General features: G+C 41.0%; 18 protein-coding genes. 8 read left to right on the forward strand and 10 right to left on the reverse strand.

Features of this window, described 5'->3' with window-relative positions:
• Positions 1 to 202: 202 nt before the first annotated feature.
• Entirely contained in the window at positions 203 to 952 is a 750-nt protein-coding gene (locus U9670_RS06190) for a TSUP family transporter (protein ID WP_323842022.1), read from the reverse strand.
• Positions 953 to 1,501: 549 nt separating this feature from the next.
• Between U9670_RS06190 and nhaA the strand changes: the two genes are divergently transcribed.
• Complete coding sequence (gene nhaA, locus U9670_RS06195; RefSeq protein ID WP_323842021.1) at positions 1,502 to 2,731, forward strand: Na+/H+ antiporter NhaA; 1,230 nt, start codon at positions 1,502 to 1,504, stop codon at positions 2,729 to 2,731.
• A 76-nt stretch (positions 2,732 to 2,807) separates the two neighbouring features.
• On the opposite strand, the gene U9670_RS06200 is transcribed toward nhaA, so the two are convergent.
• Positions 2,808 to 3,407 (reverse strand): TetR/AcrR family transcriptional regulator, encoded by a 600-nt coding sequence (locus tag U9670_RS06200; protein ID WP_323842020.1) that lies wholly within the window; start codon positions 3,405 to 3,407, stop codon positions 2,808 to 2,810.
• Positions 3,408 to 3,767: 360 nt separating this feature from the next.
• On the opposite strand from U9670_RS06200, the gene U9670_RS06205 reads away from it, so the two are divergent.
• Complete coding sequence (locus U9670_RS06205) at positions 3,768 to 4,949, forward strand: acyl-CoA desaturase (RefSeq protein ID WP_323842019.1); 1,182 nt, start codon at positions 3,768 to 3,770, stop codon at positions 4,947 to 4,949.
• Between the two features lie 141 nt (positions 4,950 to 5,090).
• The gene (locus tag U9670_RS06210; protein ID WP_323842018.1) at positions 5,091 to 6,557 is read left to right on the forward strand and encodes a protein adenylyltransferase SelO family protein; all 1,467 of its coding nucleotides are present in this window, start codon (positions 5,091 to 5,093) and stop codon (positions 6,555 to 6,557) included.
• 137 nt (positions 6,558 to 6,694) lie between these two features.
• Here U9670_RS06210 and U9670_RS06215 read toward each other — a convergent pair whose 3' ends face one another.
• Positions 6,695 to 7,210: an META domain-containing protein gene (locus U9670_RS06215; protein WP_323842017.1), complete on the reverse strand. Its 516-nt coding sequence runs from the start codon at positions 7,208 to 7,210 to the stop codon at positions 6,695 to 6,697.
• A gap of 305 nt (positions 7,211 to 7,515) precedes the next feature.
• Here U9670_RS06215 and ccoS point away from each other — a divergent pair, with 305 nt between their 5' ends.
• Both ccoS and U9670_RS06225 read left to right on the forward strand, forming a co-directional pair.
• The gene (gene ccoS / locus U9670_RS06220; protein WP_323842016.1) at positions 7,516 to 7,689 is read left to right on the forward strand and encodes a cbb3-type cytochrome oxidase assembly protein CcoS; all 174 of its coding nucleotides are present in this window, start codon (positions 7,516 to 7,518) and stop codon (positions 7,687 to 7,689) included.
• Positions 7,690 to 7,732: 43 nt separating this feature from the next.
• Complete coding sequence (locus U9670_RS06225) at positions 7,733 to 8,548, forward strand: sulfite exporter TauE/SafE family protein (RefSeq protein WP_323842015.1); 816 nt, start codon at positions 7,733 to 7,735, stop codon at positions 8,546 to 8,548.
• A 61-nt stretch (positions 8,549 to 8,609) separates the two neighbouring features.
• Here the strand turns inward: U9670_RS06225 and U9670_RS06230 are convergent, their stop codons facing one another.
• The 7 genes from U9670_RS06230 to U9670_RS06260 all read right to left on the reverse strand — a co-directional run bounded on the left by U9670_RS06230 (position 8,610) and on the right by U9670_RS06260 (position 17,602).
• A complete protein-coding gene (locus tag U9670_RS06230; RefSeq protein WP_323842014.1) occupies positions 8,610 to 10,004 on the reverse strand; it encodes a D-2-hydroxyglutarate dehydrogenase in 1,395 nt (464 codons plus the stop codon).
• A gap of 277 nt (positions 10,005 to 10,281) precedes the next feature.
• A complete protein-coding gene (gene gdhA, locus U9670_RS06235; RefSeq protein ID WP_323842013.1) occupies positions 10,282 to 11,622 on the reverse strand; it encodes an NADP-specific glutamate dehydrogenase in 1,341 nt (446 codons plus the stop codon).
• Between the two features lie 282 nt (positions 11,623 to 11,904).
• Positions 11,905 to 13,350 carry a C13 family peptidase gene (locus U9670_RS06240; protein ID WP_416381509.1) on the reverse strand — a complete coding sequence of 482 codons (1,446 nt, stop codon included), beginning with the start codon at positions 13,348 to 13,350 and terminating at the stop codon, positions 11,905 to 11,907.
• 300 nt (positions 13,351 to 13,650) lie between these two features.
• Positions 13,651 to 14,700 (reverse strand): tRNA (adenosine(37)-N6)-threonylcarbamoyltransferase complex transferase subunit TsaD, encoded by a 1,050-nt coding sequence (tsaD, locus tag U9670_RS06245; RefSeq protein WP_323842012.1) that lies wholly within the window; start codon positions 14,698 to 14,700, stop codon positions 13,651 to 13,653.
• Positions 14,701 to 14,846: 146 nt separating this feature from the next.
• On the reverse strand, positions 14,847 to 15,317 hold the full coding sequence (locus tag U9670_RS06250; protein ID WP_323842011.1) for a hypothetical protein: 471 nt from the start codon (positions 15,315 to 15,317) through the stop codon (positions 14,847 to 14,849).
• Between the two features lie 239 nt (positions 15,318 to 15,556).
• On the reverse strand, positions 15,557 to 17,332 hold the full coding sequence (locus U9670_RS06255) for a sodium:solute symporter family protein (RefSeq protein WP_323842010.1): 1,776 nt from the start codon (positions 17,330 to 17,332) through the stop codon (positions 15,557 to 15,559).
• A 3-nt stretch (positions 17,333 to 17,335) separates the two neighbouring features.
• Positions 17,336 to 17,602 carry a DUF4212 domain-containing protein gene (locus U9670_RS06260; protein ID WP_323842009.1) on the reverse strand — a complete coding sequence of 89 codons (267 nt, stop codon included), beginning with the start codon at positions 17,600 to 17,602 and terminating at the stop codon, positions 17,336 to 17,338.
• A gap of 353 nt (positions 17,603 to 17,955) precedes the next feature.
• Between U9670_RS06260 and U9670_RS06265 the strand changes: the two genes are divergently transcribed.
• The 3 genes from U9670_RS06265 to prpC all read left to right on the forward strand — a co-directional run bounded on the left by U9670_RS06265 (position 17,956) and on the right by prpC (position 21,405).
• Complete coding sequence (locus tag U9670_RS06265) at positions 17,956 to 18,891, forward strand: LysR family transcriptional regulator (protein WP_323842008.1); 936 nt, start codon at positions 17,956 to 17,958, stop codon at positions 18,889 to 18,891.
• Positions 18,892 to 19,155: 264 nt separating this feature from the next.
• Complete coding sequence (gene prpB / locus U9670_RS06270; RefSeq protein ID WP_323842007.1) at positions 19,156 to 20,034, forward strand: methylisocitrate lyase; 879 nt, start codon at positions 19,156 to 19,158, stop codon at positions 20,032 to 20,034.
• A 210-nt stretch (positions 20,035 to 20,244) separates the two neighbouring features.
• Entirely contained in the window at positions 20,245 to 21,405 is a 1,161-nt protein-coding gene (gene prpC, locus U9670_RS06275; protein ID WP_323842006.1) for a bifunctional 2-methylcitrate synthase/citrate synthase, read from the forward strand.
• Positions 21,406 to 21,424: the final 19 nt, after the last annotated feature.

Below are 21,424 nucleotides of genomic sequence, written 5' to 3' on the forward strand. Positions count from 1 at the left end.
GATTGCTAAAATACAATGGCTGATTATTATACTAAACTTTATACCAAAAAACTTGATTCATTACCAAAGATGATGAGCGTCTTACAAAAAAAAAGCCAAAAATACAAAATCACCGATGACAAACACCCCATCATCTTAGCACCACAAAGAGCATTATAAGCACCATTGATTTGACCTGCCATCAAAGTAGGCAAAAATAAGCCTAGAAAAATACCAATTTTGCCACCATCATAAAACAAACGATGACAATCACAGGGCGAATGAGTGTTGTGCCGTTTTTTACGACCATCTGCGAACCTAAATACGCACCAAATACTTGCCCAATCATCATCACAAAACCAACAAGCCACACCACTTGCCCACCCACAATAAAGAATATCAAAGATGCCATATTGGTGGCGAAGTTTAGTAATTTTGCCCTTGCTGTTGCTTGCACCAAATCACGCCCACGCAATACAACCTGAGATAAGCTAAAAAATGTCCCCACGCCCGGCCCAAAATAACCATCATAAAAACCAATCAAAGGAGCAAAAGTCCTATCATAGACGGTCTGGCTGATTTTTGGCGTGGTTTGTAGCTTGCCAAGATTGGGGGAAAATAGTGTATATAGACCCACCGCACCAATCACAAAGGGTAATATTTTTCGTAAAAAATCAGGTGGGGACATCTGCACCAAAATTGTGCCGATGGCAGAGCCAAGCAACGCCATGATGAGTGCTGTTTTCATCATCTTTGGGTGAATTAGGCCTTTTTTTATCATCATCAAACTTGCTGAGAATGAGCCTGCACAGGCTTGGAGCTTGTTGGTTGCCAACACTGCCACAGGATTCATACCTGTTAAAAGCAAGGCAGGAATGGTCAGAAGTCCGCCACCGCCCGCCATTGCATCAACAAATCCTGCCACCATCGCAACAAAAAATAAAACCACAAGCATTTGAATGGTAAGCACCATAAAGATTCCTTCTTTTTACCTCTCGGTGGACTGGCGTCATCAATCAACAAGATTGATAGATATAGATTGGATATAGATATAGATAAAGGCATTCATCATACAAACTAACTCACAGACTTTCAAGCAAATTTTAGAGTGTGGCTTCTTACGACATAAAATACGACTAAAATTTGATATCAAATTTAGCCCTAAAAAAATAGCCATCAGACAACAAATGACACCACCAAAGACTCATCACGACATTGGTCCGCTTAAAATCCAGATTTTTTTGGTTATCAGTTTGCCTGTTTTTTTAAATTGATTTTGATCATATCTTAATTTTGATTGTATCTTAAATGATAGATGGCAATATCTTATCCTCTTAATAGGTTTAATAGGTTTAATAGGTTTTTTGTAATTTTTTGGCCTCAATATCATAAAAACCATTTAGCCCCATTAGTTTTTATGATATATTTCTAAATATTCTAATCATATTTTATTTCATCGTTTTTTTAATCATTTTTTATCAATATTCACCATTCACCGACAAAAGCCATAAGAGAATCAGCCATGCCGATGAACCGCATCAAAAAATTTTTTGAACTAGAAGCCGCAGGTGGCATCATACTTGCAATTGCTGCAATGCTGGCAATGATCATTGCCAACTCACCTTTGCACGACCTGTACCACGCTTTCATTCACGCCCCTGTTTTGGTAAAAATCGGAACATTTGAAATTGCCAAAGATGCTCATCATTGGATTAATGACGGCCTGATGGCAATATTCTTTTTTTTGGTAGGTTTGGAATTAAAGCGAGAAGCCTTAATTGGCGAGCTGTCTGACATCAAGCAAATCGTCCTGCCTGCTTTGTGTGCTGTCGGAGGCATGGCAGCACCCGCCCTTGTTTTTGCCGCACTCAATCATGGTGATGCAAGTGCCATGAAGGGTTGGGCAATCCCAACCGCAACTGACATCGCCTTTGCCATTGGTGTACTAAGCCTACTGGGTGATAAAGTACCCAATGCACTCAAAGTATTTTTGGTATCCATCGCCATTTTTGATGACTTAGGAGCAATTGTCATCATTGCCCTGTTTTACACTTCCGAATTGTCACTTGTTTCACTTGGTGTGGCAGCGGTGTGCTTGCCATTTCTATTCTTTCTCAACCGTCTAAATATTGTACGCCTCACCCCCTATTTACTCATCGGTCTGATTCTTTGGGCAGCAATGTTAAAATCAGGTGTACACGCAACATTAGCAGGGGTATTATTGGCGTTTTTCATTCCTCTACGCAATCATAAAGACCCAGAACACTCACCCCTAGAAGAGTTGGAGCACGACTTGCACAATACGGTGGCTTTTGGCATTTTGCCATTATTTGCTTTTGCCAATGCAGGCATTTCATTAGCTGGCACAAGCATTGATAGCCTCATGCATGGCGTGCCTTTGGGCATTGCATTGGGTCTATTTATCGGCAAACAAGTCGGCGTCATGTTGCCTGTCATTTTGACCGTCAAATTCGGACTGGTCAAGCTACCCACCAACACCAATATGAAGCAAATCTATGGCGTATCCTTATTGTGTGGCATTGGCTTTACCATGTCTTTATTCATCTCTGGTTTGGCATATGCTGGCATTCCCAAAGAATACGACCCACGACTTGGTATCATCTTAGGCTCGCTCATTGCTGGCATTGCAGGTTATGTCATACTACGCCGCAACATCAAAAATGCCGACCACCCCACACTGACCAAAAATGATGAGATGTATCTTGGGACTGGCGAACTGCCAAAACATTAAAACCATATATCATACATCAATACAAAAACAAACAAGGTGGAGATTAAGTTTCCACCTTGTTTGGGTTTTAAGGGCGTTATTTTGGATACATTTTTGGTAAATCAAGTAGCTGTTGAACAAAAGCGAGCTTTAAAGATTCACGACTGCCCAAATATCGCTGGTAAAAGCTAGAATTGAGCAACCCAGCACCCCCTTGCCCCACTGCCCAAATGAATGCCACATAGTCACGCACCGCCATGGCACTGTTTTGCTCATTCAGATATTGCTCAGCAATCTCCATCAGTCGCTTCATACGCTGACGGCGTACTTGGTACAGCTCACCAAAAACCTTATTTAGCCCCACCGATGTACCAGCCAGCCGCTCTTCAATGTGATTAAACAACATCGCTCGTTGTGGCAATCGTAATTGTAGTAATGCCATGCGTGCCACACCTGCTCCTGCACCATCTTGCGTCATGTTCATGCAAAGCAATCTTTGCTCATGATTGATCAAAATACGAAGTAATAGCTCATCTTTGCTAGAAAAATGCTTATACAGCGTGCCTTTTGCCACATCTAAATGTTGTGCCAAACTGTCAAGTGTCAAATCCCCCTCATCAGACTCCAAAAGCAATTGCTCAGCAGTTTCAAGGATTTTTGATTCCCGCATTTCAAATAATTCCTTACGATTTGACATAACTTTCCTTATCGCTTCTTTTTGATTGTATTATCATTGCCAGTATTCAATATACCGATATTAAATTTACTGATGAGTGGGTTCGATCCTAATGGTACAATAATCATGATACATAAGCCAAAAATTATAACAAACTCATCTGACGAATAATAGCCATTTTCATAAAAATCCAACACAAATGACAACACCCTCAAGCCTTTGTTTCATCGGTCATCAGCTGTAGATGAGATCAGTTACAAATATTCACGATTTAATGTGAATATTTGTTCACTTTTTTGGATTTTTCAGCTATAATATGGCTAAAAACATCAATAAAATCTCATCTTTTTTTCTTTAATTTTTTGACCAATAGGAAATGCTATGAGCGTCGAAAGAAATCCACAAGCCTTTGAAAAGGCACCAATCAATTGGACGCCTGCCATTGTCTTGTTATCCACCCCGTTGCTGGCCATCGTGCTTGTGCCTTGGTATTTATGGGTGCATGGTGTCAATCCTGCTGTTTGGACAGCATTTGCCTTTTTTATGGCATGGACAGGGCTGTCCATCACCGCAGGCTATCATCGCTTGTGGGCACACAAATCTTATGACGCACACCCAGTCGTAAAGTATTTTTTACTACTGGGTGCTACTTTGGCGGTACAAAGTTCAGCTTTTGATTGGTGCTCTGGGCATCGCACACATCATCGCCATGTTGATGATATATACGACGACCCATATTCTTCTAAACGAGGCTTTTGGTTTAGCCACATAGATTGGATGCTCCACAAATACCCAAGCGGTCAATATGATTACAAAAATATTCCAGACCTAAAAAAAGACAAGATATTACAATTACAACACAAATATTATGGCATTTGGGTGATTTTGACAAATGTTGTGGTTGTCGGTTTTGCAGGTCTTTTGACAGGCGATATGCTGGGCACATTTCTCATCGCAGGTCTTTTACGCATGGTATTGACACATCATTTTACTTTTTTTATCAATTCACTGTGTCATATGTTTGGCACCCGCCCTTATACTGACGAGAATACAGCCCGCGATAATCCAATTTTAGCAATTTTTACTTGGGGTGAAGGTTATCATAACTACCATCACTACTTTCAATACGACTATCGCAATGGTGTCAAGTGGTGGCAATATGACCCAACCAAGTGGCTCATTAAAGCACTACAAAAAGTTGGACTTGCCCAAGATTTAAAACGCGTTGATGATGTAACCATCAAACACGCCGAAGTTACCATGAAATTTAAAAAAGCACAAAAACGCATTGCACAAGGTAGTGAGACTAACCTTGATGGCAGACTGGCACTATTTAAAGAACGCATCAGTGCAGAATACGAAGCATTCACACAGACAGTCGAAGAATGGCACGCCCTAAAAGCCAAATCAGTTGAACTAAAACGCACCGAATTTGCCAATCGCTTGCATGAAGCTGATGAAAAACTCAAAGAACAATTTGCACAAATTGAGGCTAAAATTTTGGCACACAGTGAGCATATTGAAAACGCCTATTTGCATCTTAAAGGTAAATCAGCCCAATGATTAAAATCTGCTCTTATTTTTTTTCTAAAGCAAAAAGGTAAGTCTTAAAAACATACAAAATTTTCTCCTCGCCCTTTATCTTTATGATAAAGGGTCTTTTTTTATGGTACAATCAAATTCATCTTGACAAACCAATCCATCATGAAACATCATCAACATTATCTGACATTAAATCCCATTTTATATCACAAGCAACACGCCAGCCCACTTGACAATCCAAGGCTGGTTCATTTTAATCATGCGTTATATAAAACTCTGAGCAACTTGCCATTTGATCATTTTGATTGGTGTGGTATCATCGGTACAGACAACGATACTTTTCCCAGTGAGTTTAGGCCACTTGCCATGGTCTATGCAGGACATCAGTTTGGTCAGTGGGCAGGGCAACTTGGTGATGGGCGTGGCTTATTACTCACCCAAGTCATCAATCATCAAGGAAAAATACAAGACCTACATCTAAAAGGTGCAGGTAAAACGCCCTTTTCTCGTTTTGGTGATGGGCGTGCGATGATAGACAGCACCGTTCGTGAATATTTATGTGGTCATGCTTTATCCTGCCTTGGCGTTCTCAGCTCAAACGCACTTGGCTTTGTCGTATCAGATACCATCATTGCTCGCCATCAAATGGTATGTGCTGCTGCCTTGTTACGAGTAAGCGACTGTCATGTACGGCTTGGACACTTTGAATGGCTTGCTGTATATCACCCTAAACTGCTTGGTGAATTTACTCACCAAATGATAGATACCTATTATCCACAACTTGACAGACATGACATCAGTGGCTTTTTGAAACAAGTTTGCCAAAATACCGCCAAACTCATCGCCCAGTGGCAATTGGTTGGGTTCAGTCATGGCGTGATGAATACAGATAATATCAACATCACAGGTACAACATTGGATTTTGGTCCGTTTGGCATGATGGAGCGTTTTAACCCAGATTGGATTAACAATCAATCCGATCATCTTGGTCGCTACACCTATCAAAATCAGCCCACTATAGGGCATTGGAATCTAAAAAAATGGCTTGCTTGCTTTGATCTATTGTCCATAAAACAAAGCGTGATGGCACTTTGTCTTGATGAATACGAACAGACTTTTTACACCGAATACAACACGGGCATTTGCCAAAAAATTGGCCTGCCACTTGATGATGACAGTTTGGCTTTGGCGTATGAATTTGTTAGCTTATTAAAAACCTATCAGCTTGACTATACCAACAGTTTTCGTGCATTGATTGGTGTATTGGACAATACCAATGATAATAAACATGAAAAAACGCTCTTACACATCATGACAAAAGAGCTTAATGCACAAGAAAATGGATTGCAAAGTTGGCAAAACTGGGTGGTGCGTTATCACACCAAAATCAACAAAAGTACCACAATAAAGACAGCAATTGATGCCATGAGGCAAGTTAATCCTGTTTATATACTTAGAAACGATATGGCACAGCGTGCGATTGAGCATACCATTCATCATGATTTTAATGAGGTGGCAAGATTGTTTAAACTACTGACCAACCCTTTTGTTGTGCAAGACATTGCCAAAGCAGACGATATCACACCAATACACCCATACGACATGATGCCCATAAGTTGTATGTCCTAGCTTGACCAACATTGGCTTTATCGGTTAAAAAAATTTGCAAATAGGTCTAACTTCACTTGGGGCAAATGATTGCTCTGAGTGAGTTTAAGAACAATATCGTTGAAAATTTAAAAAGAAACCAAGAATGAAAGGTTGTCTCATGAAGGCTGTTTGACTGGCACCAGACGGATCATATTTTGGACAGCAATAATGTTTAGCTCATTACCATTTCTCTTAAAAGCATAAACATCACTAAGCGTCCACATCACTTCATCAATCAGCTCGCTATGACAACCACGACTCTTTCTGGCAGAGCGGTCAATAAGCAGGCGTTCATCAGACAAATCATTTGTATTAAAAGTTACCAAAATCCGCTCACAGCCATCACGAAACTCACCTTTACCAGAGCGAAAATCTGTTAGATCCAGCACCAGATCACCACCAACAGGCCTATTATTCATACTAACCACTTGCCATTGTCTGGCAATAAATTGCTCTGTGGCCTTAGTTTTTCCCATTACGACAGCAGCACTGGGCATACTGTCAATAGACATGGCTGCTGTTGTATCCATCTTGGTATGAGGATTTGACGACATGAGATTGTCACAGCCCACAAGTAGTGATGCGAAGGCAACAAGCACAGTCATGGCCTGCCACTTTTTAATGATCATCATAACTGCCAACTTAATCTTAATAACCAATAATAACATATCAAACAAATAAAAACCGCATTAGACAAAATACCATGAAAGCCGTGAATATGTTGAGTATTACGCATTTTTGATAAAAATACAAGATTTTCACCCCATCTATTCGTTATACTTTTGTAGCCATAAGTGGTCAGATGACTTATAGCTTATGGCGTAATACATCACACTTTTATTTCATATCCACAATAATAGTATGTTATAATGCAATTGACAGTTTACAGTCATTATTAAGCACTTTCCCTCCATACTGATTTTAATAAGGAATAACGATGCTAAGCATTTATTTGCTCATTCCGCTCAGCCTCATGTTATTTGTGGTGGCAATTTGGGCGATTTGGTATGCTGTAAAGTCTAACCAATTTGAAGACCTAGACAACGCACCAGAGCAGATCATTCTAGACGATCGCCAAGAGCGTCGCAAAGCCTTAAAACAAGCAAAATAACACAACAGACATTTTTTAATTTATTACAATTTATGGGTGATTTATGATATCAACTCTTTTGCCAGCTGCACTTGCCATGGGCTTTTTTGGTTCACCTCACTGTTTAGGTATGTGTGGCGGTATCGTTGCCGCTTTTGGCATTTCTATGAAAAATCTCAGCCCTGCCAGACGCAAAATACTCATCACGACCTACCACATAGGCAGACTTATCAGCTACATGACACTTGGCATTATTGCCAGCATTTTGGGCAGCCAAGTGATTGCTCCATTTTTGACCGATAACGCCCTACCAAGAATTTTGTTAGGTGGTGCGATGATTTTTGCCGCACTACTCATGTTGGGATTGCCATTATTAAATCGGCTTGAAAAACTTGGCTTAGGGCTTTGGAACCGACTTGCACCCATTCGCCAAAAAGTATTGCCCATTGACAATATTCCAAAGGCATTGGGTGCAGGCATACTTTGGGGATTCCTGCCTTGTGGCCTGGTTTATGGTGCACTTGTGATGGCGGTCAGTATTTCAGTCGCACAGATTGACATACTGTCTGGTGCGTTATTCATGTTATTTTTTGGGCTCGGAACCCTACCAATGCTTGTCGCCACCGATACGATGATTGGTTTTTTACAAAAAATCGTTGCTAAATTTAATTTAAGAAAATTCAGTGGCGTGTTGATGTTGGTTTCAGGGCTTGCAATCGCCCTATCACCAACCATCATGCATATGATGCACGGACATGACCATCATCATGCTGGACATGCTCATCACAGCGGACATGAACATGGACATGGGCATGGACATGATACACACAATCATGAAAATCACAGTCATGATGACCACAGTTCACACAGCCATCATTGATTAACAGCATCAATAGAATAAAGCACTCAAAAGAGTGCTTTATTTTTTTAGCAATCAATCATCACACATCAAAAATCTTGCCTCTATTCATGATTGCATTAGGGTCAAATACCGCCTTAATAGCTTTCATATATTCTATTTCAACAGACGAGCGAGTATAATCTAAATAGGGCTTTTTGGTCATACCAACGCCATGTTCAGCAGAGATTGATCCTTTGTATTTTTTCACTGTCTCAAAAACATACTGATTGACTGTTTGGCATTTAGCAAAAAAGTCTTCTTTGCTTAAATCGTCAGGCTTTAAGATATTGAGATGCAGATTGCCATCACCAATATGCCCAAACCAGCAAATCTCAAAATCTGGATAGCTGTCCTTAACAACTGCCTGAATGTCGTGAATAAAATCACCCAAATGTGTAATCAACACCGAAACATCGTTTTTGTATGGCGTAAATGCCGAGATTGTCTCTGAAATACTTTCACGAAGCTTCCAAAGCTCTTGCAACTGCGAGACACTTTGACTCATCACACCATCTTCAATCAAGCCATCTTGCATACACGCCTCAAAAACACTCATGGCGGTATCTAGTACGCCATCGCTGATTGCCTCAAATTCAAGCAAAACATAAAAAGGTGTGCGACTTTCAAACGGCTCTTTGGCATGACCTGCCGACAACACCTTATCAATCGCCACACTGTCAAAAAACTCAAAAGCAGTTAGGCTTAACGCCCTACCAAACCTATCAAGCAATCTTACCACCGAATCAAAATCAGGCACACCCAACACCATGGCCGTCAAGTTTACAGGTTGCTTTTCCAGCCTAATCAACGCCTTAGTAACAATACCAAGCGTACCTTCTGCAGCAATAAATAGATGACGAAAGTCATAGCCAGTAGCATTTTTTAGCATACCGCCATTAAGCTCCAAAATATCGCCCTTGCCAGTAACTACCGTAAGACCCAAAATTTGGTTTCTTGTCATGCCGTAGCGAATCACTTTGATACCGCCTGCATTTGTACCAATATTGCCACCAATTTGGCTAGAACCACTTGATGCAAAATCTACCGCATAGTATAAGTTTTTACTCTCAGCAAAATCTTGCAATGCTTTGGTAACCACGCCAGCTTCTACTTCCACCATACGGTCAGCTTCATAAAACACCCCAATCGCATTCATTTTATCCAGACTAATGACCACCTCACCATTGCTTGCTACCGCCCCAGCTGACAAACCAGTACGCCCACCACTTGGCACCAAACAGACATGATGAGTATTGGCAAGTTTGACAATTTGGGCGACTTCTTCGGTCGTTTTTGGAAATAATATGGCAGTAGCATTGGGCGTAAAGTGCTTTGTCCAATCTTTTCCCCAATTCATCAGGCTATCTGCATCGGTTTTGATTTGGTTGTCGGTGAGTATCTTGGCGACATCTACCAAAAAATTGCTGTGGCTCATGGTGGTTCTCTATGAATAAGTATGTGGATACCAAACTTTGTGAATTTTATGACAATGCTTAACGGCAGTGTACATTATAACCTTTCCAATAGATGGTGTAAACGCACACCACCCAAAAACCACCTTAACATGATACAGACAGCAAGGCAAATCAGTCCAAATCTAATCTTAGCACGATAAAATTGCCAAGCATCTACCAAAAAAAATCCGCCCATAAGGACGGATTGTTATCAAATAAGACACTTAAATGCCATATTTAAGAGTTAAGCAATTTTCATTACAAGTAGCCATATGCCACAAGTGCATTCGCCACCTGAGTAAAGCCTGCGACATTCGCACCAGTCATATAATCTACCGCACCTTTGGTTGTGCCATATTTTTTGGCAGCCTCTAGTGAATTATCATGAATGTTTTTCATGATACTTTGTAGTTTTTCATCAAGCTCTTCAAAGCTCTTATATTGACGCACGCTGTTTTGACTCATCTCCAAGCCTGAAACTGCCACACCGCCAGCGTTAGCAGCTTTACCCGGTGCATAGGCGATGCCATTATCACGCACCACATCAATGGCCTCAGCTGTCAATGGCATATTAGCACCCTCGCCAATATACTTGATGCCATGTTTAACCAAAGCCTTAGCATTGTCTGCGTCCACTTCGTTTTGGGTAGCACAAGGCAATGCCACATCAGCATCAAACTGCCATGGTTTTTGGTCTGCCAACCACTCTCCACCAAACTCCGCCACATAGTCGGCCAATGCCTTACCATCTTGCTTGGCTGATTTCACCCAGTCAATCTTTTCTTGGGTAAAGCCATCTTTGTCCACCAAAGTACCTTTTGAATCAGAAAAAGTAATGACCTTGCCACCCAAATGTAGGCATTTTTCAGCAGCGTACTGTGCCACATTACCTGCACCTGAGATTAGCACTGTTTTGCCTTCTAAGGTTTCATTGTTGACTTTTAGCATATTGTCAAGGAAGTATACCAAGCCATAGCCTGTTGCTTCGGTACGAATCAAAGAACCGCCATGACCTACACCCTTGCCAGTCAACACACCCTCAAACTCACGAGTTAGGTTTTTGTACATCGCAAACATATAGTTCACTTCACGACCGCCCACACCGATATCACCCGCTGGCACATCCATATCCTTGCCGATATTTTTGTGCAATTCACGCATGAAGGCGTAGCAAAAACGACGGATTTCAGCTTCTGATTTACCCTTAGGATCAAAATCCGATCCACCCTTAGCACCGCCCATCGGCAAACCTGTTAAAGCATTTTTGAAAATCTGCTCAAAACCCAAAAACTTCAAAGTGCCTTCAGTAACAGTCGGATGAAAGCGGATACCGCCTTTATATGGACCAATGGCATTGCTAAACTGTACACGCCAGCCACGATTCACCTGCACCTCACCTTTGTCGTTTTCCCAATTTACTCGAAAAGAAATGATGCGGTCAGGCTCACACAGACGCTCAAAGACTTGAAGTGCTTCAAACTTTGGATTATCAGCATAGACCTGCTCGATGGTCATGGCAACCTCTTTCACTGCTTGAATGAATTCTGGTTGGTGAGCATAATTTTTTTCAACTTTTTCAATGGCTGTTTTGATGGTCATGACGAGTTTCCTTATTAAGAGTAGTTGGGTTGACTGCAAAATGCAGTCAGCTACTTTGATTGATTATTTTGACTGATATGTCTATCGCCAAACATAATATAATAAAAACCATGACAAATTGCAAATATTATTCAAAAATTTTAATATATATATTAAAAATTATAATATATCAATGCTCATCAATCAGTTTTTACAGATATATCCACAGGCTTTGAAGGGCTTTTTGTCTTGTGATAGATTAAAAAATAGCCAGTAATGAACTTTTGACTTTAAGCCAAAAAATCATCTTAGCCCTTCACTTTCGGTAAATTTAGGCAGTTGGATACTAGGGTTATTGGTATGATCAAAAAGTACTTTTTCAAACTCAGGCAGTACCATTTGCATCATTGCACCTACCACCATCTGTGGCTCAGAGGGCTCAAAACCCATCAGTGCCTCACGCTCACTGACACGACGACGCGTTTGTTTAAATGCATCAATCAGCGTATTTTGTTCACGCAGACTCTCAGCAAAAAATGCACGCCCAAAATAAGTCATGTCCGTATCATTGCTACACCCAAAGGACGCACGATCGGCACGACTGGCAGTAATGATGACGGTTGTCGGACTTGACAAAGCTGGAATAAACGACCCTGAATAGCATGATGAAATCACAATCACACGCCAGCGAATCCCCGATGCATCAAGTGCACCACGCAACCATACAGGGTCAATCACATCTAGTGTCAAAGGCGGATTGGTCATCACCAAATCGCCCAAAATACTGCCAGATTCATCAACTGCTCCATGCGAGCTGAGCGTCAAGAACAGCACATCTTCATCTGCATTCATTTTGGTGCCAATTTCTTTTAGTGTCTGAGCAAGACTTGTACGAGATGCAATTGGATATTCTTCCCAAGTATGGTGATTATTAATAAGGGCTATTGAGCGATTTTTCATACCAAATCGCACATCAAACAGCTGATTTGCCTGCTCAATTTCACTGGCAAATACATCTTGCTCAGCATAACCTGCCACGCCAACAAAATACCATTCATTTTTACCCTTGACACCCTTAGCAATATCGGATAAGCCTTTATTAAGCAGGGTGTGTTGCTCATGAAACTGACGCTCATTTAAGGTTGGTGCAACATTTTCTACCTTAAAAATCGGCTGATTAACAACATTTTTTTGCCATACAACAAGCAGTGCCACCGCACCAGCTAGCATCAATAGACGCTCCCACCACACCCAGCGTAACTTTTTGGCAAAAATCCACAACAAAGATGCCGTCTGCCACACAAATAAAAAAGTAAACAGATTAGGTAAAAAACCGTACAAAATTGATGGCAACCAGCCTTTGATGTCTAAAAACTGAATGCCACTTTGTAATAATACCAGCATGGTATCAGCTGTCAGCCACAACACCACAGGCACAAAAATTAGCGAATAATTCATTGTGCGTCTGGCCAAAATGATGCCCACAACCAAAATAATCACTGGCCAGACCAAATAGCTAATCAAACCCTGTTCATTAAAATAACTTCTGTCACTGACCGCCAAAAAGCCAAATAAAATATTAGCTCCTAACGCCGCCAACAGCAACACCGCAAACTGTGCAAAAGTTGGCCGCACCAATGCAAACGCACGAACACTGCCAACCAACATATGCAAAGCAGCATGGATATTAGAAAGTAAATTTGCAGAAAATTTGGGTAAGGATTCAATTTTTAGAGATGATAACGACAAGACAAAGCTCTTTTTTAAGTTAAAATCGTTTTATTTTCTCAAAATACACCTCGTCATGCAAGATGTATTTGCCCACAAGGATTCTGTATGATTAAGATGATTCACACAAATGATAGGACGGTCAGTATGCTTTAAAGCCTATTGCTTAAAGCCTATCGATTACCCAAAACTGTTTATGGCGGATAAAGATAGATGGCATTAACTTTTTTGGTCAAAATTTAATATACGACAAATAAAATGTATCGCAGGTCATCGCAAGATGGTATTGGTATAAGCTTGCACCCATACCCCTTAGTCTTATCATCGGCTGATTGATGCGTGAACATCAAGCGTTTGCATATTCCATCTTGGCACACAAGCCACAGACAAACCATCTGTCTGCCCCATACTTAGACGACGGTAGCCAGCATAGGCTATCATTGCTCCATTATCAGTGCATAAGTGCAAGGGGGCATAATGAACAACAGCTCCTATTTTGGCAAGAGATTTTTCCAACTCAGTGCGTAAGGTTTGGTTGGCAGAAACTCCACCAGCAATGATGAGCGTTTTTAGTCCAGTCTCTTTAAGTGCTTTTGTGCATTTTTTAACCAATGTATCCACCACCGCATACTGAAAGCTACTGGCAATGTCAGAGCGTATGCCAGCATCATCGTCCGAACCCTTAGTATCTTTGATGAGATTGTGCACTGCTGTTTTCATGCCACTAAAACTAAAATCCAACCCTTTGCCAATCATAGGGCGTGGCAACTCATAGGCCTTAGGATTGCCCCCTTTGGCCAAGCGTTCCACATTTGGCCCACCTGGATAAGGAAGGTTTAGCATTTTGGCAGTTTTGTCAAAGCACTCACCCACCGCATCATCAATACTTTCACCAAGTATCGTGTATTGCCCCACACCATCTGCTCGTACAAGCATGGTATGACCACCAGACACAAGCAAACAGACAAAAGGGAATTTAATGTCCTTATTCTCAATCATCGGAGCCAGCAGATGCCCCTCCATATGATGCACGCCAACAGCTGGTATATCAAGAGCATAAGCAAGTGTTCGACCAAACAACGCCCCCGTCATTAATGCCCCAATCAGCCCAGGCCCTTTAGTATAGGCAACAGCATCAATGCTTGTTTTATTCAGATTCGCCTTATCTAGCAATTCATTTAACAATGGCACAAGCTTACGAATATGGTCTCGGCTTGCCAACTCAGGTACAACACCACCATAAACAGCGTGCAACTCAATTTGACTATACAACACTTGGGCAAGCACACCACCTTGACCATCATTCATCTTACTGTCATAAATAGCAAGACCCGTCTCATCGCAAGAAGTTTCCAAACCTAAAACTTTCATGATTTCCACTTGATAACAATTCTAAAATTTAACCATTATAGCACATTTTGGCACATCGCTTAGACGAGAAAAAGCCAACTAGGACAGCTTTTCACTTTTTTCTTTAACTTTTTAAATGACCACAAGTGAATCATTATCAATTAAAATCAATCGCACGCCACTTTGACAATATCATCAGTCATCACCACCTTGCCCCAATTTGGGTTTTGGGAAAAGTCTGACTGCACGCCATTTTCACAATCCACCAAAATCTGAGTATGTTGCGTGGCCATGCGTCTTTCAAAAAAGTACAAATTAACCTTTTTGATGCTTTGATTCATTTCATGAGATGGCTTCTCAGCCACCACAAATTTAAAAGTTGGTGCTTTTAGATATGACCACGGCTTATAAAATGCAGGCTCACTGTGCGTTGCTACGACAAATGCATTCTTTGGCAGGCGTGATTTGGTGTGATCAAACCAGATATATTCACTAAAAATCTGAAACCCCAACATACCAAGTCCTGCTGCCGCAGGTACTATCCAGCGAGGCAGTTTTTTTATCACAAGTCTTAATGACAATGCAACACCCGCCGCCATAAACCCTGATAAAATGGTTGCAATCAATTCCCAAAACATCTTTTTTCCTTAAAGTAAAATGCAACTAACAGATATCATAATTTGGTGTTGCTCAATCAAGCAGACAACTCAAAAACCACTTTCACTATAGCACAAAGATGATTAATTGAGTAGCAAAATTTGATGTCATTCAACTTATTTTTAATAAAAATTTCTTTTATTATCATGGTTTTATTAATATTAAATAAAAAATGCAAGTCTTTTAAGACCTGCATTTTTTATTAGGTTTTGCGAGCCAATCAATGGTCAATCGCTGCGCCTGCACCTTTTGGATAGCGGACACTTTCCACAAGGTCTTGGATTTCTTTTGGTGGTGGTGCAGTCATATAAGATACTGCAAATGCAACCACAAAGTTAATCAAAGCACCAATTGGTCCAAAGCCCAGTGGGTTAATGCCCATAATCCAGCCTGATGCATCATCAGGTAGAGAGTTTGTGCCTGGAATAAAGAACCAGCCTTTAAACAAGAATATGTACACACAAGTAACAATCAAACCTGATAGCATACCTGCAACCGCACCCTTGTCATTGATGCGTTTTGAGAAAATACCCATCATCAACACAGGGAATAGCGATGAACCAGCAATACCGAACGCTAGAGCAACCGTCTGTGCTGCAAAGCCCGGTGGATTCATACCAAGCCAAGTCGCCACCGCAATAGATACCACCATCGCAATACGAGCAGCATTCAGTTCTCCCTTATCTGAAATATCTGGCTTAATAACCATTTTAATCAAATCATGCGAAATGGCTGATGAAATGGCAAGTAATAAACCTGCTGCTGTTGAGAGTGCTGCTGCAATACCACCTGCTGCAATCAGACCAATAACCCAACCTGGCAGATTGGCAATTTCAGGGTTGGCCAATACCATAATGTCGTTATTGACATCAAGCTCATTACCTTTTAGACCCTTAGTTTCAGCGGCAGCTACAAATGCTTCATCTTTCGATTTGTCATTATAGTAGTCAATCTTACCGTCAGCGTTTTTATCCTCAAATTTTAGCAAGCCTGTGGCTTCCCAATTTTTCATCCACTCTGGACGCGCTTCATAGTCAATAGGTGCAGAAGTCGTGCCATTTGGATAAACTGTCTCAACCAAGTTCATACGAGCCATTGAACCTACCGCAGGAGCGGTTGTGTATAGCAAAGCAATAAAAACCAATGTCCAACCTGCTGATGAACGAGCATCAGAGACTTTATTTACTGTGAAGAAACGAATGATAACATGAGGCAAACCAGCTGTACCAATCATGAGCGATAGGGTTAGCAAAAACATATTTAGCTTATCTGGCACATCAGCAGTATAAGCAGCAAAACCTAGATCGGTAACCAATGCATCAAGTTTTGATAGCATGGTCATACCACTTTCCACATCATTGCCAAACATACCCAAAGCTGGGATTGGGTTGCCAGTAATGTTTAGTGAGATGAATATGGCAGGAACGATATAAGCAATCATCAATACCACATATTGAGCAACCTGAGTATAGGTAATGCCCTTCATGCCACCAAGGACTGCGTAAAATAACACAACGACCGCAGCGATGATAAGCCCTGTATTTTTATCAACTTCCAAGAAACGAGAAAAAGCAACCCCTGCACCTGTCATCTGACCGATAACATAAGTGGTACAAGCAAGGATCAAACAAACAACTGCAATCAGACGAGCTGGCTTAGAATAAAAACGGTCGCCAATAAAGTCAGGCACGGTAAATTTACCGAATTTTCTTAGATAAGGAGCAAGTAGCAAAGCAAGCAATACAAAACCACCTGTCCAACCCATCAGATAGGCAGAGGCCGCATAACCACCCATGGCAAGCATACCTGCCATAGAGATGAATGACGCAGCACTCATCCAGTCAGCACCTGTTGCCATACCATTAACTACAGGGTGAACACCACCCCCTGCAACATAAAATTCTTCGGTTGAGCCAGCACGAGCCCATAGTGCGATACCAAAATAAAGCACAAAGGACAGACCAACAAAAATAAGGTTAATAACAAATTGACTCATGGCTTAATTCTCCTCTACGCCATATTCTTTGTCCAGCTTGTTCATTCTCCAAGCATAGAAAAAAATCAAAGCAACAAAGGTAAGAATAGCACCTTGCTGACCAAACCACAGCCCCAAGTCCGTGCCCATGAAATTGATGCCCATTAATGCTGGGCGTAATAGAACGGCAAAACCAAGTGAGCAAACTGCCCAAACGATCAAACAACCAATAATAATACGGACATTGGCTTTCCAATAGCCAGAAATGTCTTTGTCTGTACCATGTAACATGGTAACCTCCTTGTAAATTGCGATAGCAATTTTAATAATACGCTTTCCTAACAAAATCGTTTTTAAGGCAAGTTACCTTAAAAAAATCTACCACTTAAATCCTGTTAAGAAAGCAGACCATAAACAAGCCAATGTATCATGTTGATTACACATTGATAGTATAAAACCCATAAATACACCAGTAACCGCATAATATCACAATTTTTTAGCATTTCAAGCACTTTTGTACAAAATATGAGAATTTTTTTAACCTTATTGCAACAATATAGCAACCCAATTAAACAACTCTCCACAAAGCCATCATTTTGTGCTACTCTAATGACACCAGTTTATGGCGTAGCTTGGTGCGTATCATGGATTTATCTCATCTTAACACTTTCATTCATGTAGCAAGGACAGGCAACATCAGCCAGTCTGCTAAGATGCTTGGCGTTCCACAACCCACACTCTCACGACACATCACTCAGCTAGAACACACTCTTGGACAAAAGCTCATTGACCGCCAGCACCGACCGATAAAACTGACGCCAGCAGGCAACTTTTTTTATCAACACGCCAAGAAAAATCTACACGAATTGACCGAACTCATCACTTTGACCAAAAATTTTGGTAAATCCACACCAAATACTCTTAATATTGGTTTTGTCGCATCTATTTTATATGGGCTACTGCCTGATGTGATCAGTGAGCTAAGAACACGCCTGCCACATCTTGACATACGGCTCATAGAGGTCAGTTCTGACGAGCAAACTCATGCGTTAAAGACAGGCGAGATTGATGTTGGATTTGGTCGCTTTTTATCTTCCCAAGCTTTCATACAACAACTGTTTTTAAGACACGAACAGCTTGTTGTTGCACTTCCTACACAACATCAACTTGCCAAAAATCACAGCATGACCTTTGAAGCACTAAGCAATGAAATGCTGATTTTATATCATCGTACGCCCATGCTTCTTAGTACAGGTCAGACATTTGATCCGCTTTTGCACTTATTCTATGAACGGCACCTCACCCCAAAACACACACAAAAAGTCAGGGACATACAAGTTGCCTTAGGGTTGGTATCGGCAGGTGAAGGCATTACCATCGTACCCATGAGCTTAAAGGGAATTCATCAAGACAAAATCACCTATCTGCCATTTAGCCCCAACGATATCACCTCGTCTATCTATTTAAATACGCTGTCAGGCGACCAAAACCCAAACATTCTTGCTCTACTAAAATCAATTCACACCATTTATGAGCAAAAAAATATCACCCAAACTAATCCTTTGTTGCAAAATTTGTAACAAAATAATTCAAATATTCTTAGAAATATCCAAAATATGCATAAATCTAGTCCTAATAATATCCAATAAATGGGGTATATTATTTAATTTTTGCATAATATCGTAAAACTCTTTTGTACAGCAATAGCCTGTTGCCATTCATCTATGGCAATCTTTCAAACTTATGGCTATACTAAATTGCATCATTTTCAATTTTGCTTTAAATCACTCATATTCACTCACAGCCAGCTTTTTTGCTGCTTTTAAGGACAAAGGACAATCATCATGAATATCACATCTGCAGGTCTAAAATTCCGTCAAGCTGTCGCCAATCAAAAACCACTACAAGTCGTTGGCACAATTAACGCCAACCACGCCTTACTTGCCAAACGAGCAGGTTTTGGTGCGATTTATTTATCAGGTGGCGGTGTGGCGGCAGGGTCGCTCGGTTTGCCTGATTTGGGCATTAGCAATCTTGACGATGTGCTGACCGATGTACGCCGTATCACTGATGTGTGCGATTTGCCACTGCTTGTAGATGCTGACACAGGTTTTGGGGCAAGTGCGTTTAATGTCGCACGCACGACCAAATCGCTGATTAAATTTGGGGCAGGGGCAATGCACATCGAAGACCAAGTGGGGGCAAAACGCTGTGGACACCGCCCCAACAAAGCGATTGTCAGTACGCAAGAAATGGTAGATAGAATTAAAGCGTGTGTAGATGCTCGCACGGACGAGAATTTTGTGATTATGGCTCGTACCGATGCACTGGCTGTAGAGGGTCTGCAAGGGGCAATAGACCGTGCAGGTGCATACATTGAGGCGGGTGCTGATATGCTGTTTCCAGAGGCGATTACCGAATTATCCATGTATCGTGAATTTGCCCAAAAAACAGGCGTGCCAATCCTTGCTAATATCACCGAATTTGGTTCAACGCCCCTTTATACCACCGATGAGTTAGCTGGGGTTGATGTGAGTTTGGTGCTGTATCCGCTGTCGGCGTTTCGTGCGATGAATAAGGCTGCCGAGAATGTTTATCAGGCGATTAAAGCGGACGGTACGCAAAAAAATGTTGTGGATACCATGCAAACTCGTGCCGAATTGTACGAACGCATTAACTATCACGAATTTGAGAATTATTTGGATAAATCTTTTGCTAAATAATACTGTGATAATATTGTGCGTAAGATGTGTATTATTCACCGTTTAAAACCAAATTTTAACCTTTTTAAATATCTTATAAACAGATATTTAGAATTGGATAATTATTTAATCAGTTTAAAATAATTATCCCAAAGCCGATAATTTATTTAACCGTTGTTAAAAAGTGAAAATAAATTATCATTTCCCATTAAGGACAAAAGGAACTATATTATGAGTGAACAAAATCTACCCAAAATTGACGGCTTTAAGCCCAAAAAAAGCGTGGCACTAAGCGGACAAATTGCAGGCAATACCGCCCTTTGTACCGTTGGTAAATCTGGCAATGATTTGCATTATCGTGGTTATGATATTTTGGATTTGGCAAATAATTGCGAATATGAAGAAGTCGCTCATTTGCTCATTCACGGACATTTGCCAAATCGCTATGAACTCATTGCTTATAAACAAAAATTAAAATCAATGCGAGGCTTGCCAATTCGTGTCATTGAAGTATTGGAAAGTTTGCCTGCTCATACGCACCCCATGGATGTTTTGCGGACGGGCGTGTCAATGTTGGGCTGTGTTTTTCCAGAGCGAGAAAGTATGCCTACCAGTGAAGCCCGTGATATTGCCGATAAACTTCTTGCAAGTCTTGGCTCTATTTTGTTGTATTGGTATCAATATTCGCATAATGGCAAACGCATTAGCGTGGAAAGTGAAGAAGATTCTATTGGCGGGCATTTCTTGCATTTATTGCACGGTGTGCGTCCTGATGAATACCACAGAAAGGCAATGCACATTAGCCTAATATTATATGCCGAGCATGAATTTAATGCGTCCACCTTCACAAGCCGAGTGATTGCAGGCACAGGCTCGGATATGTATTCGTGCATTTGTGGTGCGATTGGGGCGTTAAAAGGTCCAAAACACGGCGGAGCCAATGAAGTCGCTTATGACATTCAAAAACGCTATCGTACGCCTGATGAAGCCGAAGCCGATATTAAAGAACGCATCGCCAAAAAAGAAATTATCATCGGTTTTGGACACCCTGTTTATACCACAGGCGACCCAAGAAATGAAGTGATTAAACAAGTCGCCAAAGATTTATCGGAAGAAACAGGCGATATGCGACTGTTTGATATTGCTGAACGCTTAGAATCTGTCATGTGGGACGATAAAAAAATGTTCCCAAACCTAGACTGGTTTTCTGCCGTGTCTTATCAAAAAATGGGCGTGCCAACGGCAATGTTTACCCCACTTTTTGTCATGGCGAGATGTGCAGGTTGGTCAGCTCATATTTTGGAGCAACGAGCGGACGGTAAAATCATTCGCCCAAGTGCCAATTATACTGGTCCTGAAAATTTAAAATTTGTGCCAATAAATGACAGATAAGGGATAAAAATATAAGGTG

The sequence above is a fragment of the Moraxella tarda genome, assembly GCF_035181405.1.
Lineage (GTDB): Bacteria > Pseudomonadota > Gammaproteobacteria > Pseudomonadales > Moraxellaceae > Moraxella.

Excerpts from the sequence above, each read along its gene's own strand:
- U9670_RS06190 (WP_323842022.1), bottom strand. The coding sequence starts at position 952 with ATGGTGCTTACCATTCAAATGCTTGTGGTTTTATTTTTTGTTGCGATG.
- nhaA (WP_323842021.1), top strand. The coding sequence starts at position 1,502 with ATGCCGATGAACCGCATCAAAAAATTTTTTGAACTAGAAGCCGCAGGT.
- U9670_RS06200 (WP_323842020.1), bottom strand. The coding sequence starts at position 3,407 with ATGTCAAATCGTAAGGAATTATTTGAAATGCGGGAATCAAAAATCCTT.
- U9670_RS06205 (WP_323842019.1), top strand. The coding sequence starts at position 3,768 with ATGAGCGTCGAAAGAAATCCACAAGCCTTTGAAAAGGCACCAATCAAT.
- U9670_RS06210 (WP_323842018.1), top strand. The coding sequence starts at position 5,091 with ATGAAACATCATCAACATTATCTGACATTAAATCCCATTTTATATCAC.
- U9670_RS06215 (WP_323842017.1), bottom strand. The coding sequence starts at position 7,210 with ATGATGATCATTAAAAAGTGGCAGGCCATGACTGTGCTTGTTGCCTTC.
- ccoS (WP_323842016.1), top strand. The coding sequence starts at position 7,516 with ATGCTAAGCATTTATTTGCTCATTCCGCTCAGCCTCATGTTATTTGTG.
- U9670_RS06225 (WP_323842015.1), top strand. The coding sequence starts at position 7,733 with ATGATATCAACTCTTTTGCCAGCTGCACTTGCCATGGGCTTTTTTGGT.
- U9670_RS06230 (WP_323842014.1), bottom strand. The coding sequence starts at position 10,004 with ATGAGCCACAGCAATTTTTTGGTAGATGTCGCCAAGATACTCACCGAC.
- gdhA (WP_323842013.1), bottom strand. The coding sequence starts at position 11,622 with ATGACCATCAAAACAGCCATTGAAAAAGTTGAAAAAAATTATGCTCAC.
- tsaD (WP_323842012.1), bottom strand. The coding sequence starts at position 14,700 with ATGAAAGTTTTAGGTTTGGAAACTTCTTGCGATGAGACGGGTCTTGCT.
- U9670_RS06250 (WP_323842011.1), bottom strand. The coding sequence starts at position 15,317 with ATGTTTTGGGAATTGATTGCAACCATTTTATCAGGGTTTATGGCGGCG.
- U9670_RS06255 (WP_323842010.1), bottom strand. The coding sequence starts at position 17,332 with ATGAGTCAATTTGTTATTAACCTTATTTTTGTTGGTCTGTCCTTTGTG.
- U9670_RS06260 (WP_323842009.1), bottom strand. The coding sequence starts at position 17,602 with ATGTTACATGGTACAGACAAAGACATTTCTGGCTATTGGAAAGCCAAT.
- U9670_RS06265 (WP_323842008.1), top strand. The coding sequence starts at position 17,956 with ATGGATTTATCTCATCTTAACACTTTCATTCATGTAGCAAGGACAGGC.
- prpB (WP_323842007.1), top strand. The coding sequence starts at position 19,156 with ATGAATATCACATCTGCAGGTCTAAAATTCCGTCAAGCTGTCGCCAAT.
- prpC (WP_323842006.1), top strand. The coding sequence starts at position 20,245 with ATGAGTGAACAAAATCTACCCAAAATTGACGGCTTTAAGCCCAAAAAA.